At 72.1% G+C, this 15,539-nt stretch carries 18 protein-coding genes; 7 read left to right on the top strand and 11 right to left on the bottom strand.

The window, feature by feature from the left end; genetic code table 11:
* Nucleotides 1-5: 5 nt before the first annotated feature.
* Both ACWFR4_RS30280 and ACWFR4_RS30285 read left to right on the top strand, forming a co-directional pair.
* Nucleotides 6-938 carry a M56 family metallopeptidase gene (locus ACWFR4_RS30280; RefSeq protein ID WP_453459752.1) on the top strand — a complete coding sequence of 311 codons (933 nt, stop codon included), beginning with the start codon at nt 6-8 and terminating at the stop codon, nt 936-938.
* A 77-nt stretch (nt 939-1,015) separates the two neighbouring features.
* The gene (locus ACWFR4_RS30285; RefSeq protein ID WP_453459750.1) at nt 1,016-1,423 is read left to right on the top strand and encodes a CoA-binding protein; all 408 of its coding nucleotides are present in this window, start codon (nt 1,016-1,018) and stop codon (nt 1,421-1,423) included.
* A gap of 39 nt (nt 1,424-1,462) precedes the next feature.
* Here the strand turns inward: ACWFR4_RS30285 and ACWFR4_RS30290 are convergent, their stop codons facing one another.
* From ACWFR4_RS30290 to ACWFR4_RS30305, 4 genes are all read right to left on the bottom strand, one after another.
* Entirely contained in the window at nt 1,463-2,233 is a 771-nt protein-coding gene (locus tag ACWFR4_RS30290) for a cupin (protein WP_453655431.1), read from the bottom strand.
* A 100-nt stretch (nt 2,234-2,333) separates the two neighbouring features.
* On the bottom strand, nt 2,334-3,170 hold the full coding sequence (locus tag ACWFR4_RS30295) for a hypothetical protein (protein WP_453655432.1): 837 nt from the start codon (nt 3,168-3,170) through the stop codon (nt 2,334-2,336).
* A 112-nt stretch (nt 3,171-3,282) separates the two neighbouring features.
* Nucleotides 3,283-3,840: a YbaK/EbsC family protein gene (locus ACWFR4_RS30300; RefSeq protein WP_453655433.1), complete on the bottom strand. Its 558-nt coding sequence runs from the start codon at nt 3,838-3,840 to the stop codon at nt 3,283-3,285.
* Between the two features lie 43 nt (nt 3,841-3,883).
* Nucleotides 3,884-4,456, bottom strand: coding sequence for a helix-turn-helix domain-containing protein (locus tag ACWFR4_RS30305; RefSeq protein ID WP_326714133.1), 573 nt, complete (start codon nt 4,454-4,456; stop codon nt 3,884-3,886).
* A 103-nt stretch (nt 4,457-4,559) separates the two neighbouring features.
* On the opposite strand from ACWFR4_RS30305, the gene ACWFR4_RS30310 reads away from it, so the two are divergent.
* Entirely contained in the window at nt 4,560-5,426 is an 867-nt protein-coding gene (locus tag ACWFR4_RS30310) for a DMT family transporter (protein WP_330280339.1), read from the top strand.
* Nucleotides 5,427-5,621: 195 nt separating this feature from the next.
* On the opposite strand, the gene ACWFR4_RS30315 is transcribed toward ACWFR4_RS30310, so the two are convergent.
* On the bottom strand, nt 5,622-6,386 hold the full coding sequence (locus ACWFR4_RS30315) for an acyltransferase (protein ID WP_453459741.1): 765 nt from the start codon (nt 6,384-6,386) through the stop codon (nt 5,622-5,624).
* Nucleotides 6,387-6,531: 145 nt separating this feature from the next.
* On the opposite strand from ACWFR4_RS30315, the gene ACWFR4_RS30320 reads away from it, so the two are divergent.
* A complete protein-coding gene (locus tag ACWFR4_RS30320; RefSeq protein WP_453655434.1) occupies nt 6,532-7,065 on the top strand; it encodes a gamma carbonic anhydrase family protein in 534 nt (177 codons plus the stop codon).
* Between the two features lie 9 nt (nt 7,066-7,074).
* Here the strand turns inward: ACWFR4_RS30320 and ACWFR4_RS30325 are convergent, their stop codons facing one another.
* Nucleotides 7,075-7,710, bottom strand: a complete 636-nt coding sequence (locus ACWFR4_RS30325) for a DedA family protein (RefSeq protein ID WP_453459735.1) — start codon at nt 7,708-7,710, stop codon at nt 7,075-7,077.
* Nucleotides 7,711-7,811: 101 nt separating this feature from the next.
* Nucleotides 7,812-8,249: a DUF4442 domain-containing protein gene (locus ACWFR4_RS30330; RefSeq protein ID WP_453459833.1), complete on the bottom strand. Its 438-nt coding sequence runs from the start codon at nt 8,247-8,249 to the stop codon at nt 7,812-7,814.
* A gap of 87 nt (nt 8,250-8,336) precedes the next feature.
* Between ACWFR4_RS30330 and ACWFR4_RS30335 the strand changes: the two genes are divergently transcribed.
* Nucleotides 8,337-9,293, top strand: coding sequence for a hypothetical protein (locus tag ACWFR4_RS30335; RefSeq protein WP_453459732.1), 957 nt, complete (start codon nt 8,337-8,339; stop codon nt 9,291-9,293).
* 95 nt (nt 9,294-9,388) lie between these two features.
* On the top strand, nt 9,389-10,426 hold the full coding sequence (locus tag ACWFR4_RS30340) for a hypothetical protein (protein WP_453655435.1): 1,038 nt from the start codon (nt 9,389-9,391) through the stop codon (nt 10,424-10,426).
* Between the two features lie 71 nt (nt 10,427-10,497).
* On the opposite strand, the gene ACWFR4_RS30345 is transcribed toward ACWFR4_RS30340, so the two are convergent.
* Complete coding sequence (locus ACWFR4_RS30345) at nt 10,498-10,827, bottom strand: hypothetical protein (RefSeq protein WP_453655436.1); 330 nt, start codon at nt 10,825-10,827, stop codon at nt 10,498-10,500.
* A gap of 170 nt (nt 10,828-10,997) precedes the next feature.
* On the opposite strand from ACWFR4_RS30345, the gene ACWFR4_RS30350 reads away from it, so the two are divergent.
* Nucleotides 10,998-12,302 (top strand): MFS transporter, encoded by a 1,305-nt coding sequence (locus ACWFR4_RS30350; RefSeq protein ID WP_453463728.1) that lies wholly within the window; start codon nt 10,998-11,000, stop codon nt 12,300-12,302.
* Here the strand turns inward: ACWFR4_RS30350 and ACWFR4_RS30355 are convergent.
* From ACWFR4_RS30355 to tuf, 3 genes are all read right to left on the bottom strand, one after another.
* Nucleotides 12,264-13,109: a spermidine synthase gene (locus ACWFR4_RS30355; RefSeq protein ID WP_453463731.1), complete on the bottom strand. Its 846-nt coding sequence runs from the start codon at nt 13,107-13,109 to the stop codon at nt 12,264-12,266. The genes ACWFR4_RS30350 and ACWFR4_RS30355 overlap by 39 nt on opposite strands.
* A gap of 105 nt (nt 13,110-13,214) precedes the next feature.
* Entirely contained in the window at nt 13,215-14,054 is an 840-nt protein-coding gene (locus ACWFR4_RS30360; protein WP_453655437.1) for a patatin-like phospholipase family protein, read from the bottom strand.
* A gap of 88 nt (nt 14,055-14,142) precedes the next feature.
* Nucleotides 14,143-15,321, bottom strand: coding sequence for an elongation factor Tu (gene tuf, locus ACWFR4_RS30365; RefSeq protein WP_453463736.1), 1,179 nt, complete (start codon nt 15,319-15,321; stop codon nt 14,143-14,145).
* Nucleotides 15,322-15,539: the final 218 nt, after the last annotated feature.

Here is a 15,539-nt window from a genome sequence, read left to right on the forward strand (position 1 = left end):
GGACGATGGGGGTCTTCGTCTTCCTGCCGCTGGTGCTGCCGCTGACGGCGTGGCCCGTGGCGCGCCTGGCCGAGCAGCATCTCCACCCGCGCACCGCGACCCGTCTCCTGACGGCCGTCACGGGAGTGATGGCCCTGTGCAGCACACTGTGCCTGGCGCTGCTCATGGTCGTCGGCACGGCCCAACTGCCCGGAAACCCCCTCCCCGACGGCTGGTCGGACCCCGAGGTGCGGGCGGCCGTGCCGTATGACGGGGTGGCGGGCAGGGCCGCGATCCCCGCCCTCGGCGTCGTGCTCGTGGTCTGTACGCGGGTCGTCGTCCGGCACCACTTGGTGCGGCGCCGGGCCCGGCGGGCGCTCGCCGGGCTGCACGACCGGGGCGTCGCGGTCGTGCCGGACACGGTGCCGTACGCGTATGCCCTGCCCGGTGGCGACCGTGACCGGGTGGTGGTCACGACCGGGCTCCTGGGCGTGCTCACCGGGCCGGAGCGCAGGGCGCTGTTCGCGCACGAGCGGGCCCATCTGGCGGCCCGGCACCATCGTCATCTGCTGGTGGCGCAGTTGGCGGCGCGAGCCAATCCGTTCCTGCTGCCGCTGCGCACGGCGGTGGCGTACTCGACGGAGCGGTGGGCCGACGAGGACGCTGCGCGCTCCGTGCACGACCGCCGCGTCGTGGCCCGTGCGATCGGCAAGGCCGCCCTCGTCTCGCGCGCCGCGCCGGCCCCCACGCTGGCGGGCCTCGCGGCGCCGGGCCCGGTCCCGCGCCGGGTCGCGGCCCTCCTGCGCCCGGCCCCTACGGCGCACAGCTGGCCACCGGTCGGCACGGGGATCGGCCTCGCGGCGTGGGCGGCGGCCGTGGGCACGGCGGTGTCGGCGATGTCGTCGGCGAACTCTGCGGTGACCATGATCCGCATCCTGCACGCGGCCACGTTCCTCTGACCTCGTCCGGGGGGGAATCCCGCACGGCACCGCTCTGTTGACCACGGTGGACACCCGTCGACCCCAGGAGGCAGCGCATGTACGGCGATCAGGAGACGGTCCGCAGGATCCTCACGGAGCTCGGTGACACCTGGGCGGTCGTGGGCCTCTCGTCGAACAGGGCGCGCGCCGCGCACGGCGTCGCCGAGGTCCTCCAGCGCTTCGGCAAGCGCGTCGTGCCGGTCCACCCGAAGGCCGAGACGGTCCACGGCGAGCAGGGCTACGCGTCCCTCGGAGAGATCCCGTTCAAGGTCGACGTGGTCGACGCGTTCGTCAACTCCCACCTCGCGGGCCAGGTCGCCGACGAGGCCCGGTCGATCGGCGCGGAAGCGGTCTGGTTCCAGCTCGGCGTGATCGACGAGGCGGCGTACGAGCGCACGCGCGACGCGGGGCTTGCGATGGTCATGGACAAGTGCCCGGCGATCGAGATCCCCCGCCTGGGCTGAGTCCCTCCACCCCGGAACCTGCCGCACTCGAGGCGGCAGTCACACGTCACGCTGCGGCAGCGTCATCCCGGGCAGCTCGTACTCGTCGCGGCGGCCGCACATGCCGTAGCCGCCGCGCCGGGTGGGACCCGTGTCGTAGGAGGCCGATCCCGTGAGGTAGGACGGGTCGCCGGATTCGAGGGCCGCGAGCTGGGCTCCGGTGCGCTCGGCGGTGGCCAGCGCGCCGGCCCGCCACAGCTCGCGCCAGGCGGGCACCTTGTCCCGGACGAGGCGCGCCGCGGCCCGCTGGAATTCCAGGTAGGGCACGTCGTCCCCGGCCAACAGCGCCTCGCGCAGCGGCAGATAGCCCTCGACGGCGAGGTCGCGCCGCCGCCGTGCGGCCGCCTCCGCCAGGGGTCCCGTCCGCGCCGGGAGTGCCGCGGCGGCGGCGTAGCGCTCGGGGTCGGCGAGCACGTCGGGCGGGAAGGTGAAAACGGCGTCCCCGGCCTCGGGCAGACCGCTGTTCTGCATCAGGACGGTGATGCGCAAGTCGCCGCGCTGCACCATCCGGTGCACGGTGCCCGGCGTGAACCACGCCACCGAGCCCGCTTCCAGGGGGACTTCGCGGTAGCCGCCGGGGCTGAGTGTCTGGACGGCGCCGCGTCCGCCGGTGACGACGTAGGCCTCAGTGCACACCAGGTGCAGATGCGGGGTGCCGCCGCACACACCGTCGGCGGCCTCCCACTCGTAGGCGTTCAGATGGGAGAGGCCGACGGCTCCGGGCAGCGGATGTGAGAAGTCGGTCGACGGGAGGGCGGTTTCGGAGGGCATACGGGGGCTCCTCATCCAGGCCGTGCGGAGCGGGGCAGGGGCGAGCGGGACAGGCCGTGGAAAGCGCTTGCCCCGAGATGGAGCCTAAGCGCCCCCGTCCTCACATGCACGCGATCGGCTCGATCGCCCCCGGCCACCGCTCCACGCCGCCCCCGGTCCGCACATACGCGTCGGACCTGTCGGCGGAGAGCCACAGTTGGCGCCGCCCGTCGCGGTACCCGGTGTCCGTAGCCCCGTCCGGCAGCTGGGTCTTCGGCGCGTACGAGGAGTGCAGGAGTTCGCGGGACAGCGCATGCTCGGGGTCCCGGAGATACTGGCGGTCGCCGAGGTGCAGGAACTCCACCGACTGCCAGTCGCAGTGCTCGGGCCCGGCCGCGCTGAAGATCTCGGACGCGGGCACCGGACGCCCGTCCCGATCCGCCCACACCCGGATGTCGAGGTGGGCGCGGTCCCGGCGTGCGAACTCGGACGGATCGCACTGGGCGTACGTCTCCAGACCCCAACCCGGCCTGCGCGGCAGGTCCTTGGCGACGATCACGGCCACGCGGGTGCGGCCGCCGACGTCGTACGAGTACAGGACGCGGCGGCCCGCCTCGCGCTCGACGCGATAGCCGCGCCGCGGCAGGGACCGGGCGAGCTCGTCGGCCACGAGCGCGTTCAGGGCCTCGTCCGGCGAGTCCGCGCCGTCCGACGCGCCCCAGCCGTCGTCCCCGCCGCCGCCCTGGTACGGCTTGCCGGCGCATTCGAGGGCGCGGACGGAGGCGCCCCCGCCCTGGACGTTGTCCTCGTCGCCGTCGATATCGGGCGCCTTCGCCTTGAGCGGACCGCGGTAGGGGACGGCCGGCGCGGAGCCGGTCACCACCAGATCCTCGGGGACTTCCGTGCCGCAGGCCGCCACGGATGCCAGTGCCCCCAACGCCGCAGCCAGCACGGTCACCGTCCGGATTCTCATACTTCGCCCCACCCGTCTCTCCGCCCCACCCCGCGCTGCTGCGCGGAGCCGCTCCTCAGACGCGGCGGCCTCCGGCTTCGTTCACCGGCGGGCGGGGTCAGTTCACGCCGAGTCCTTCGAGGACCACCGCGCCGGGCAGGTCGAGGAAGGCCTTGCCGGGCACGATGAGCTTGCCTCGGCGCGTTCCGCTGCCGATCAGGACGTGCGGCCGGTCGACGACGGCCGCGTCCACGAGGAGCGGCCAGTCGGCGGGCAGCCCGATCGGGGTGATGCCGCCGTACTCCATGCCGGTGGCGCCGGTGGCCGTCTCCATCGGGGCGAACGACGCCTTACGGGCACCCAGTTGACGGCGTACGACTCCATTGACGTCGACCCGGGTGCCGGAGAGGACCAGGCAGGCGGCGAGGGTCGCCTCGCCGCCGCGCTTGCCCGCGACGACGACGCAGTTCGCGGAGTCCTCGAGCAGCTCGGGGCCGTAGTGCTCGACGAACGTGGCCGTGTCCGCCCACTCGGGCTCGGTGTCCACATGGATCAGCTGCTCCGCCGGGACCGTGCCGTGCCAGTTGCGTACGGCGTCGGCCACCGGGTCCGTCAGCAGGTCGAGCGCCTCGGGAGCGGGGCGGACGTGGTCGAAGTTTCCGATGGGTGCGCGCATGTCGGCACGCTAACAGCCGTCCGCGGCGGCCGAGTCGGGCGTCTCAGCGTACGGGCGGCACCGACACGGCCATGGTCATCTCCATCGTCTCGGTGCCGTCGTTGCGGTAGGTGTGCGAGGCGTCGGCCTCGAACGAGACGCTGGATCCGGCGGGCACGCGGTACTCGGCGCCGTCCACGACGAGGGTCAGCTCCCCGGCCGTCACATGGAGCAGCTCCACCGTGCCCGCGGGGTGCGGGTCGGAGCCGCTGCCGTCGCCGGGTTCCAGGTGCCAGTCCCACATCTCCAGGGGGCCGGGGGCCTCGGTTCCGGCGAGCAGCCGGTTGTAGCTGCCGGCGTCCGTGCTCCACAGGCGTACGGCCTGCTCGGGCGGGACGATGCGGACCTTCGGGCCCTGTTCGTAGTCGAGCAGGGTGGTGATGCTGATGCCGAGCGCGTCACCGATCTTGACCACGGTGCCGATGCTGGGGTTGGTGCGGGCCTGCTCGATCTGGATGAGCATGCCGCGGCTGACTCCGGCGCGCGTCGCGAGACCGTCCAGGGTGAAGCCGCGCTCGGTGCGCCAGCGCTTGACGTTGCGGCCGAGTGACTGGGTCAGCAGGTCGAGGTCCGACACATTCCGTCCAATATTCTGGATGACAGAGTTCAATTCATTGAACTAACGTGTAGTGCAACAAAGCATTCACCGATGTTCACCACACTGTACTGCGAGGCAGACCATGACAGCACTCTTCGCCCTGGCCACGAGCCTCATGTGGGGCCTGGCCGACTTCGGCGGAGGGCTCCTCACCCGGCGAACTCCCGCGCTCACGGTCGTGGTGGTCTCGCAGAGCATTGCCGTCGTGGTGCTCGGCGCGATCGTGGCGGCGACGGGCGCCTGGAGCGAGGCGGGACCGCAGCTGTGGTTCGCGGTCGCGGCCGGTCTCGTCGGCCCGGTCGCCATGCTCGCCTTCTACAAGGCGCTCGCCCTCGGCCCGATGGGCGTCGTCTCGCCCCTCGGCTCGCTCGGCGTCACCGTTCCCGTCGCCGTCGGCCTGGTGCTCGGGGAGCGTCCGGGGCTGCTCCAGTTCGCGGGGATCGGCGTGGCCGTCGCAGGGGTGATCCTGGCGGGCGGTCCGCAGTTCAGGGGCGCACCGGTGCAGCGTCAGGCAGTTCTGCTCACGCTGCTCGCCGCGTTCGGCTTCGGCGCGGTGATGGCCCTGATCGCGGAGGCCTCGACCACCGTGACCGGACTCTTCCTGGCGCTCTTCGTACAGCGGGTGACCAATGTGACGGCGGGCGGCACGGCCCTGTACGTGTCCGTGCGGCGCGGCGGCCGGGCGCTTCCCGAGGACGGCGGGATGCAGGTCGTCCGGTCGGCGCTCCCGGCGCTGGCGTTCGTGGGCCTCGCCGACGTTGCGGCCAACGGCACGTACGCGATGGCGGCGCAGCAGGGCCCGGTCACCGTGGCCGCCGTGCTCGCCTCGCTCTACCCCGTCGTGACGGCGCTGGCCGCGCGCGGCTTCCTCGGCGAGCGGCTGCGCGGGGTGCAGGCCGCGGGGGCGGGTCTCGCACTGGTGGGCACCGTGCTGCTGGCGACGGGTTAAGGCCTTTCGTTTGGATCAGGCTGGATCAGGGAGCGGGATCCGGCGCGTGCAGTTGCACGGCGGAGGAGGGAGTCGACGCGATGGGGGTCCCCCTGCGCGAGCGCAGCCGAGAGCTCGGGGAGTCGACGACGCACGACAACGCCGCGAGGTGCGGCACCAGCCCCCGCGAGCCCATCCTGATCCGAACGAAAGGCCCTAGGCGCTCGCGCCCGGCTGGGCGCCTTCTTCGAGCTCCTCCAGGTCGGCGAGCGCGAGGAGCTGCTCTGGGGTGACACCTTCGGGGATCGGGGCGGGGGTGGGTGTGCGCAGCGGCGGCTGCCACCCGTTCTCTTCGTCCCAGCTCCGTACGACCCGGGCGGGCGCGCCGGCCACGACCGCGCGGTCCGGCACCTCGCCGCGCACGACGGCACCGGCGGCCACCACGACGTTCCGGCCGATCCGCGCGCCCGGCAGGATCACCGCGCCGGTGCCGATCCAGCAGCCCGGCCCGATCTCCACCGGCTCCATGCGCGGCCACTGCTTGCCGATGGGCTGATGCGGGTCGTCGTACGAGTGGTTGGTCGAGGTCACGTAGACGTACGGCCCGAAGTAGCAGTCGCTGCCGATCGTGACCGTCGTGTCGGCGATGACATGGCTGCCGCGGCCGAGGACGACGCCGTCGCCGATGCGCAGGATCGGCTCGGACCCGAGGTCGAGGTCGGGCATCAGGCCCGCGGTGAGAGTGACCTGTTCGGCAATGATGCAGTGCGCGCCGAGATGGATCCAGGGCTCGCCGAAGACCGTGCCCTGCGGGAAGGCCAACTTGGTGCCGTGGCCGAGGGATCCGAAGCGGTAGCGGCCGGGATGCGCGGCGGTCACCGCGCCCGCGCGCTGCGCCAGGCGCCAGCCCGCCTGCACCGCGCGATGGGCGAGGCGTCCGGTGAAGTCACGGGATGAGAACGCGTTCCAGTTCTTCGGCACAGCCTCACGTTACTCAGCCGTACGCCACCGCGCGGAGCCATGGCCTGTGATCTTCGCCCCACGCGGCACCTGCCCGGGGCCGTCCCGTACGGTTCGCTCTGGCGCGACACGGTCGGTGCGGAAGCACGGAAGAGGAGAAACAGCGATGGGCCAGCAGGCACTCATCACCGGGATCGGCGGCAAGGACCCGGACCTCGACCAGGAGGCGTTCGCCGCGCCGACCTCGGTCGTGATCGGCGAGGTCACCCTCCACGCCGGGGCGAGTGTCTGGTACGGCGCGGTGCTGCGCGCGGACTGCGGCCCGATCGCGCTCGGCGCCGACAGCAACATCCAGGACAACTGCACCGTGCACGTCGACCCCGGCTTCCCGGTGACGGTCGGCGAGCGGGTCTCCGTGGGACACAACGCGGTCCTGCACGGCTGCACCGTCGAGGACGACTGCCTCGTGGGCATGGGCGCCACGGTCCTCAACGGCGCGGTGATCGGCGCCGGTTCCCTGGTCGCCGCCCAGGCGCTCGTCCCGCAGGGGATGCAGGTCCCGCCGGGCTCACTCGTCGCCGGGGTGCCCGCCAAGGTGAAGCGCCCGCTGACCGACGAGGAGCGCGCGGGCATCACCCTGAACGGCACGCTCTACGTGGAACTGGCGAAGGCGCACCGCGCGGCGCACGAGGACAGCTGACCGGCCTGGTCAGTCGGCGGCCGGGACCGGCTCTGCCTCGGCCGCCGCCTTCTTCGCCTTGCGCCTGACGATCAGCATGGAGCCCACGCCGATCAGCACGGCCGCGGCGAGCCCGTAGTACGAGAACCGCTTGAGCCAGTCCTCGGCGACCACACCGATGTAGTAGATGACGGCGGTCGTGCCGCCGGCCCAGATGACCCCGCCGAGGAAGTTCGCGATGAGGAACTTCCAGTACGGCATGTGCAGCACGCCCGCGAGCGGGCCCGCGAAGATGCGCAGCAGGGCGACGAAGCGGCCGAAGAAGACCGCCCACATGCCCCACTTCTCGAAGGAGCGCTCGGCGGTCGCGACATGGGCCTCGCCGAAGTGGCGCGGGAACTTGTTGCCGAGCCAGGCCAGCAGGGGGCGTCCACCCTTGCGCCCGATCGCGTATCCGATGGAGTCGCCGACGACGGCTCCCGCGCTGGCGCAGGCACCGAGGATGATCGGGTTGACGTCACCGTGCTGGGACGACAGCAGCGCAGCCGAGACCAGGACGATCTCTCCAGGCAGCGGGATGCCCAGGCTTTCGAGCCCGATGACGCCGGCCACCAGGGCATAGATGGCGACCGCCGGTACCGTGTCGAGCCACTCCTGGACGTGCAACGCCGATTCCTCCCGTGTCGGTGGGCGTGTGCCCGGCGCACGCTCCCCCGGGTGCGCATGCCGGGCAGCCTACCTGTTCGAGGGAAACGGAGATGTCCGGCTCAGCTGTTGGGGCGCAGCGTCCAGACGACATTCATTTCCCCGGTCACCGCACCGTCGGCGCGCTGGATCGCGACGGTCACCGGGAACTCGGGGCGCTCCCCCGCGTCGAGCTCGGCGACCACGTCGGCGGCCGGCCGGCCGAGCGTGGCCGTCGCCGTGACGGGGCCCATGGCGAGCTTCTTGTACGCGATGTCGGCGCGCACCGCGAGCGGCACCGCCCGCGAGAGCTGGTCCCCGAAGGCGGCGAGGACGATCGCGCCACTCGCGGACTCGCCGAGCGTGAACATCGCTCCGGCGTGCGGTCCGCCGACATGGTTGTGGTACTCGCTCTGGTCCGGCAGGGCCACGACGGCCTTCTCCGGGGTGGTCTCGAGGAATTCGATGTTCAGGGTCCGGGCCATCGGCACGGTGGCGGCGAGCATCTCGCCGATCGACATCTGTTCTGCGCTCATGGTGCGTGATGTTACCCACGAGTAGCGACCTTGGCCATCCTCGGTCCGGCAGTGGCTCTATCGTTGCTCGCCATGTGGCCAGGAGAGCAGGGTCCCGGGGGCGAGCAGAACCCGCAGGGCCGCCAACCGAATCCGTACCAGCAGCCGAACCCGTATGCGCAGCCGTCCGGACCGCAGGTCTGGAACGCGCCCACGATTCCCGCCGGTTCACCCCAGCCGTCACCCGAACCTCCGAAGCGCAGACGGACGGCCCTCATCGCCGTGGTGGCCGCCGCCGCGGTCGTCGTCGCGTCCGTGGTCACCGGGGTCCTCGTCCTCGGCGGCAACAAAGACAAGAAGGGCGACAACGCCGGGCCGGGCCCCACGAAGTCCTCGGCGGCAGCGCCGAGCGCGACCGGCAACCCGCGCGCGGGCGGCGGTGTCGAGCCCACCGTGCACGGCTGGAAGACCGTGGTGAACACCGACCACGGCATGGCGTTCGACGTTCCCTCCACCTGGCTGGTGAAGTCGAACGGATGGGTCAACTGGGTCTCCAAAGAAGGCGACCCGCGCGAGAAGCCGCTCATCGCCATGAGCAACCCTGCGTTCCTCGAAGAGAAGTGGTGCGTCTCCGACGACGACAAGGACGGCAACGAGGAGGAGTCCTCGCTCGGCGCGACCGGGTCGCGGGGCAACAACGGCTCCAAGAGCACCGAGGACGCCGCCACCAAGGACGCCACGATGTGGGTCTACGGCGCGTACGCGCAGCCCGACAAGAAGAGCATCACCACGAAGCCGGCGGAGTCGTACACCACCGCGTCCGGCCTCACCGGCAGCCTGGTGACCGCCTCTTCGACGGGCGTCAAGCAGAAGAAGCACGGCAAGTGCTCCTCCGACGGCAAGGCCGCCGTGTTCGCCTTCAAGGATGCCGACGGCGACTTCGCGTCCTGGTCGTTCTTCGGGCCCACGGGCGTCAAGGGCGAGGTGCCCGACGCGACGGTCAGGAAGATCGTCAGCACCGTGCGGCTCGTGGACGTCAGCGACTCCTGAGACACGGCGCGCAAACGCGGCCGCCGGCGAACCGTTGCACGTCCGGTACAGGGCGACGGCCCCGGCGGCTGCCGGGACCTCTATTGTTGGGCGCCATGTGGCCAGGACAGCAGCCGCCCGGGGGCGAGCAGAACCCGCAGGACCAGAATCCGTACCAGCAGCCGGGGTACCAGCAGCAGCCCAACCCCTATCAGCAGCCGGGCTATCAGCAGCAGCCCAATCCGTACCAGCAGCAGCCCGGGCAGCAGCCTCCCGGGCAGTGGGGCGCTCCCACCGTCCCGCTCGGCGCTCCCCAGCCGCCGAGCGGTAACGGCGGCGGCAACAAGACGAAGATCACCGCGATCGTCGCGGCCGCGGCCGTCGTGGTCGCCGCCGGCGTGACCGGGTTCCTCGTTCTCGGGGGCGACAAGGAGGACAAGGCGGACCCCAAGCCGTCCAAGTCCCCCACGAAGTCCGCCTCCAAGGACCCGAGCCCCGACGCGAGCGACGACGTCAACCCGCGCGACCCGTCGAACGCGCCGAAGGCCACCATCGCGGGCTGGCAGGTCGTCGTGAACCCCAAGTACGGGACCGCGTTCGACGTACCGGCCGACTGGGTCGTCAAGTCGGACGGCCTGATCACCGGCTTCGACGACGCGAAGGACGAGGGCGCCAAGCCCCTCATCACGATGTCCGCACCCGCGTTCCTCAAGGAGAAGTGGTGCACGTCCGACGACGACAAGGACGGCACCGTGGACGACAGCGCCCTCGCCGGGGCGGGCACCAAGGGGCAGAACGGCGCCAAGAACACCCAGGACGTCGCGCGCAACGACTCGGCGTGGTGGGTGTTCGGCGGCTACACCGACCAGAAGAACGCGTCGAAGAAGCTCCTGAAGATCGGTAAGCCGAAGGACTTCACGACCGCTTCCGGCGTCAAGGGCAGCGTGGCGACCACCACATCGTCCGGTGTGCCGAAGACCGGCAAGTGCGACACGGACGGCAAGGCCACCGTGTTCGCCTTCAAGAACTCCCAGGGCGACTTCGTCTCCTGGACGTTCTACGGTGCCAAGGGCGTGAAGGACGAGGTCCCCGACGCCACGGTGCAGAAGATCCTCAGCACCGTACGGCTCCAGGGCGACCCCGGCGTGGACTGAGCCGCACACAGCACAGCGTCCGGACCGCCCGGTGAAGGGACAGGCCGGACGCTGTCAGCGGCGTGATCCGATCAGCGCAGGTAGTTCCGGTAGACCCACCTGCCGGAGATCGCGTCCTCGGTCACCTTGCAACTGCCGATACACACCCACGGGTTGCCGGAGCTGTTGGTGCAGGCCCAGTAGGCGTGCACCGAGTTGTTCTTGTAGACGTAGTCGATCACTGCCGCGTTCCCCGAGATCGAGGAGTGGACCGGCACCTTCTCCTCGGCGACCGTGTAGTCGTGGCTGGCCGGCGCACACGTGGTCGCCGCCGCCGACGCCGGCGCCGCCGTCACGACGGGGAGTGCGGCGGCGCCGGCGAGCGCGGCCGCGGCCAGGAAAGACGAGAAGTACTTCCGCATTTCATCCCTTTCCTCGAGAACCAGCCGGTCCCCGGGGGCAGATTTATCGTGAACATGACACGAAGATTCATGATCAATCTATCGGAGTGACGCGCCGGTAACAATCAGGTTCGGCCAGGCCGAAAGAATCTCGTTTGGCAAGTCGGACCCACTGCGGCGATAGTCCCTCAGTGAACTCTGCCGCCCCCTCACCGCTCAGACCCCGCCGACCCGCGTGGGCGGGCCGCAACTACAGCCTGCTGGCGTTGGCGGCGTTCGTGACGACGCTCGGCAGCAACGGCGCGCTGATCGCGTCCGCGTTCGCGGTGCTCGAGACGGGGGGCGACGGCGGGGACGTCGGCCTCGTCGCCGCGTCACGCACCCTGACACTCGTCCTGTTCCTGCTCGTCGGCGGAGCCGTCGCCGACCGGCTGCCGCGCCACCACGTGATGGTCGCGGCCAACGCGCTCAACTTCCTCTCCCAGGGCGCCTTCGCGCTGCTCGTCCTGACCGGGAAGCCCGAGCTGTGGCAGATGATGCTGCTCAGCGCGCTGGGCGGCACCGGGCAGGCCTTCTTCAACCCCGCCGCCGAAGGCATGCTGATGTCGTCGGTCGACCGGGAGCAGGCGAGCCGCGCCTTCGCCCTCTTCAGGATGGCGATGTCGGGCGCGGCCGTGGGCGGCGCGGCGCTCGGCGGCGCGATGGTCGCGGCCGTCGGGCCCGGCTGGGTGCTCGCCGTGGACGCGGTCGCGTTCGCCGTCGCGGGCGCCCTGCGCTCGTTCCTCGACGTCAGCCATATCGCGCCGCGCGAGCCCGGCGGTGGCCTCCTCGCCGATATGCGGGACGGCTGGCAGGAGTTCATCGGCCGGCCGTGGCTGTGGGGCGTCGTCGCGCAGTTCTCCGTCGTGGTCGCGGTGGTCGGCGCCGCCGACGCGGTCTTCGGCCCGCTGGTCGCGCGCGACTCCCTCGGCGGACCCGGACCCTGGGGGCTCGCGCTCGGCGCGTTCGGCGTCGGGACCGTCGCCGGGGCGTTGCTGATGATGCGGTGGAAGCCGCGGCGGCTGCTGCTCGCCGGGACCCTGTGCGTGTTCCCGCTGGCGCTGCCCTCGGCGGCGCTCGCGGTACCGGTGCCTCTTGCCGTGCTGGTCTGCGTGATGTTCGTGAGCGGCGTGACGATCGAGGTGTTCAGCGTCTCCTGGATGACGGCACTGCACCAGGAGATCCCGGAGGACAAGCTGTCCCGGGTCTCCGCGTACGACTGGTTCGGCTCCGTCGCGATGGTGCCGGTCGCCACCGCGCTCGCGGGCCCCGCGGAGGCCGCATTCGGCCTGGCCCCCGCGCTGTGGGGCTGCGCGGCGCTCGTCGTCATCGCGACGGGCGCGGTCCTGTTCGTGCCGGAGGTACGCCGGCTGACGCGCCGCCCCGACACCACCGAGCAGCCCGCGCCGGAGCTCGTCTCAGCCGATGCCGAAGGAGCCGCCGGGCGGCTCGGGTGACGGCACCGCGTCCTCGTCCCGTACGGGCTTCGCGCTGCCGGTGAAGCGGCGCAGCTGAGCGCCGTGCTCGACGCGGGCCGGGAACGCGTCGGCCGCGGCGCGCCGGGCGAGCGCCGCGATGTCGAGTTCCTCGTGAGAGGCCACGAGGACCGTGTTCCCGAAGCGCCTGCCGCGCAGCACGGCGGGCTCCGCGATCAGCGCGAGATGCTCGAACACCGTTGAGAACGTGGCGAGTTGGGAGCGGAGGAAGGCGAAGGGCGTGCCGTCCGCGAGGTTCGCCGCGTAGACGCCCGTGGGGCGCAGGACCCGCTCGGCGGCCTCGGCGTACGCCACGGTGGTCAGGTGGGCCGGGACGCGGGAGCCGCCGAAGACGTCCGCCACGAGTACGTCGGCGCTGTCGGCGTCGGCCGACTCCAGCCAGGTGCGGGCGTCGGCCCCGTGGACGGTGATCCCGGCGCCGTCGGCGACGGGCAGGTGCTCGGCGACCAGGGCGAGCAGCCCCCGGTCGGCCTCGACCACGTCCTGACGCGAGCCGGGCCGCGTCGCCGCCGCATAGCGCGGCAGGGTCAGCGCGCCACCACCGAGATGCAGCACGTCGAGCGGCTTTCCGGGTTCGTCCGCACAGTCGAGGACATGCCCGAGCCGGCGCGCGTACTCGAATTCGAGGTGTTCCGGCGCGTCCAGATCGACGTACGACTGCGGCGCACCGTCGACCGTGAGCAGCCAGGCCCTGCGCCGGTCCACGTCGGGCATCAGCTTGGCGGTGCCGTGATCGACGGTCCTGGTCACGGGTATCGGCTCGTCCACCCGTCCATTGTGCCGGGCAGGTGGGGGTGGTGGGCGCCGGGCGGGTGCGCGGGGGGTCGTCGGCGCCCGGCGGGTGGTGCGGGACGGCATTCGCCGCAGCGTGCCTCAGCCCCACACCTCTGCCACGCCCGCCACATGCGCCGCCGCCTGTTCCCGGCCCGCGCGGGCCGAGGGGGCGCGGCGTGTCGGGTCGAGGCTGTTGTGGCCCATCGCCTTTCTGGTGGCGCGGTTCGGGGTGATGAGGGTGACCCTCGCCCCGTTCGAGGTGAGGCGTTCCGCCTGGGCGCGGGCCGATTCGAGGGTGCCGCCGCCCGCGGCGATCGGGGCGATGATCACGATGCGGTCGTGGCCTTCGGCGAGGTGCGCGTTGGCCGGAGAGCGGACGCCGCCGTCGATCCAGCGGTCGTCCTCGAACGTGACCGGCGGCCAGACGCCCGGCACGGCGCAGCTGGCCGCGACGGCGTCGACCAGGCCGACGCCGCTGCCCCGGTCGAGGACACGGAACTCGCCGGTCGTCGCCCGTACCGCCGTCACCAGGAACGGCCGCTCGGGCCAGCTGTGGGAGACGAGCCGCCCCGCGATGACCGCGCGGCGCGTCGCCTCGTCCGGGGTGTCGGCAGCCAGAGCGATGCGCCCCACCTTGCGGCCGAAGTCCTCCGGCGTACGGGAAGAGAGCGCGGCGCGGGCGTGGCGCAGGGTGGCGGCGGCGCTCAGGTGCCCGGCGATCTCCCCTACGGGCGCGCCGAGTTGGCGCTCGTACAGCTCGGCGGGGGGCAGTCTGCCGGAGGTGAGCTGGGCGCCGACGACAGAGCCCGCGGAGGTGCCGATCACGGTGTCGGCGTCCCACAGGTCGGCGCCGGCCTCGGCGAGGCCGTGGAGGATTCCGGAGATCCAGCCGATGCCGGAGAGGCCGCCGCCCCCGAGTACGAGTGCCCTGCCCGCCACTTGAGACCTCCCTGCCCGTGCCGGCGTCCAGTGTGGCCGACGTGCGACCGCCCGCCTCCCGCGGGGTGCGGGAGGCGGGCGGTGCGGTTCAGCCTACGGAGCTGACGGTGCCCGCGCCGACGGTGCGCCCGCCCTCGCGGATCGCGAAACCGAGGCCCGCCTCCAGGGGCATGTCGCGGCCGAGCTCGACCGTCATCGTGACGGTGTCCCCGGGCCGGGCGACGGCGCTCTCGCCGAGGTCGACGTCGCCGACGACGTCCGCGGTCCGCAGGTAGAACTGCGGGCGGTAGCCGGTGGCGACCGGTGTCGTCCGGCCACCCTCGGCCGCCGAGAGGACGTACACCTGGGCCGTGAAGCGGCGGCTCGGGCTGACGCTGGCCGGGGCCGCGACGACGTCGCCGCGGCGGACCGCGTCGCGGGGCACTCCGCGCAGCAGCAGCGCGACGTTGTCCCCGGCCTGCGCCTCCTCCATGGGCTTGCCGAAGGTCTCCAGGCCGGTGACCACGGTCGCCGCCTCGTCGGTGTCCGCGCCGAAGATCTCGACGCGGTCGCCGACGCGTACCCTGCCGCGCTCGACGGCCCCGGTGACGACCGTTCCGCGTCCGGTGATGGTGAGCACGTTCTCCACCGGCAACAGGAACGGTGCGTCCACGTACCGCTCGGGCATGGGCACATACGTGTCCACGGCGTCGAGCAGCGCGTCGATCGCCCCGGTCCAACGGGGGTCGCCCTCAAGGGCCTTGAGCCCGGAGACCCTCACCACGGGGACGGAGTCGCCGCCGTACCCGTGCGCGGAGAGCAGCTCGCGGACCTCGAGCTCGACGAGGTCGGTGAGCTCCTCGTCCCCCGCGTCCGCCTTGTTGAGCGCGACGACGATGTGGTCGACGCCGACCTGGCGGGCGAGCAGGACGTGCTCGGCGGTCTGCGGCATGATCCCGTCCAGCGCGGAGACCACGAGGATCGCCCCGTCGAGCTGCGCGGCCCCGGTGACCATGTTCTTGACGTAGTCGGCGTGGCCGGGCATGTCGACGTGCGCGTAGTGGCGGGTGTCGGTCTCGTACTCGACGTGCGCGATGTTGATGGTGATGCCGCGGGCGGCCTCCTCCGGGGCGCGGTCGATGCGGTCGAAGGGCACGAACGTGCCGGCGCCGCGCTCGGCGAGGACCTTGGTGATGGCGGCGGTGAGGGTCGTCTTGCCGTGGTCGACGTGGCCCATGGTGCCGATGTTGAGGTGCGGTTTGGTGCGCACGTATGCCGTCTTGGGCATGACTGGGTGGTTCCTCCCGGAACGTGTTCCTCAGCGGAACAGGGTGTGATGGCCTCCTTGATGAGGCGGGGACCCCGGATTCCCACCGACCCTCCCCCTGCGGGGTCCGCCGGAATGTCCGGAGAGGGTCAGCTTCGGGCGCCGTCTGCTGCGGCGGCCAGGAAGACGGCAGCCTTCGCAGCGTCCGCGACTGCGGACGTGGCTGCGGGGAAGGCGTA

This window comes from Streptomyces sp. NPDC055140 (genome assembly GCF_053607285.1).

Excerpts from the sequence above, each read along its gene's own strand:
- ACWFR4_RS30320 (WP_453655434.1), top strand. The coding sequence starts at position 6,532 with ATGGGCCAGCAGGCACTCATCACCGGGATCGGCGGCAAGGACCCGGAC.
- ACWFR4_RS30335 (WP_453459732.1), top strand. The coding sequence starts at position 8,337 with ATGTGGCCAGGAGAGCAGGGTCCCGGGGGCGAGCAGAACCCGCAGGGC.
- ACWFR4_RS30345 (WP_453655436.1), bottom strand. The coding sequence starts at position 10,827 with ATGCGGAAGTACTTCTCGTCTTTCCTGGCCGCGGCCGCGCTCGCCGGC.
- ACWFR4_RS30340 (WP_453655435.1), top strand. The coding sequence starts at position 9,389 with ATGTGGCCAGGACAGCAGCCGCCCGGGGGCGAGCAGAACCCGCAGGAC.
- ACWFR4_RS30290 (WP_453655431.1), bottom strand. The coding sequence starts at position 2,233 with ATGCCCTCCGAAACCGCCCTCCCGTCGACCGACTTCTCACATCCGCTG.
- ACWFR4_RS30300 (WP_453655433.1), bottom strand. The coding sequence starts at position 3,840 with ATGCGCGCACCCATCGGAAACTTCGACCACGTCCGCCCCGCTCCCGAG.
- ACWFR4_RS30330 (WP_453459833.1), bottom strand. The coding sequence starts at position 8,249 with ATGTCGATCGGCGAGATGCTCGCCGCCACCGTGCCGATGGCCCGGACC.
- ACWFR4_RS30280 (WP_453459752.1), top strand. The coding sequence starts at position 6 with ATGGGGGTCTTCGTCTTCCTGCCGCTGGTGCTGCCGCTGACGGCGTGG.
- tuf (WP_453463736.1), bottom strand. The coding sequence starts at position 15,321 with ATGCCCAAGACGGCATACGTGCGCACCAAACCGCACCTCAACATCGGC.
- ACWFR4_RS30310 (WP_330280339.1), top strand. The coding sequence starts at position 4,560 with ATGACAGCACTCTTCGCCCTGGCCACGAGCCTCATGTGGGGCCTGGCC.
- ACWFR4_RS30285 (WP_453459750.1), top strand. The coding sequence starts at position 1,016 with ATGTACGGCGATCAGGAGACGGTCCGCAGGATCCTCACGGAGCTCGGT.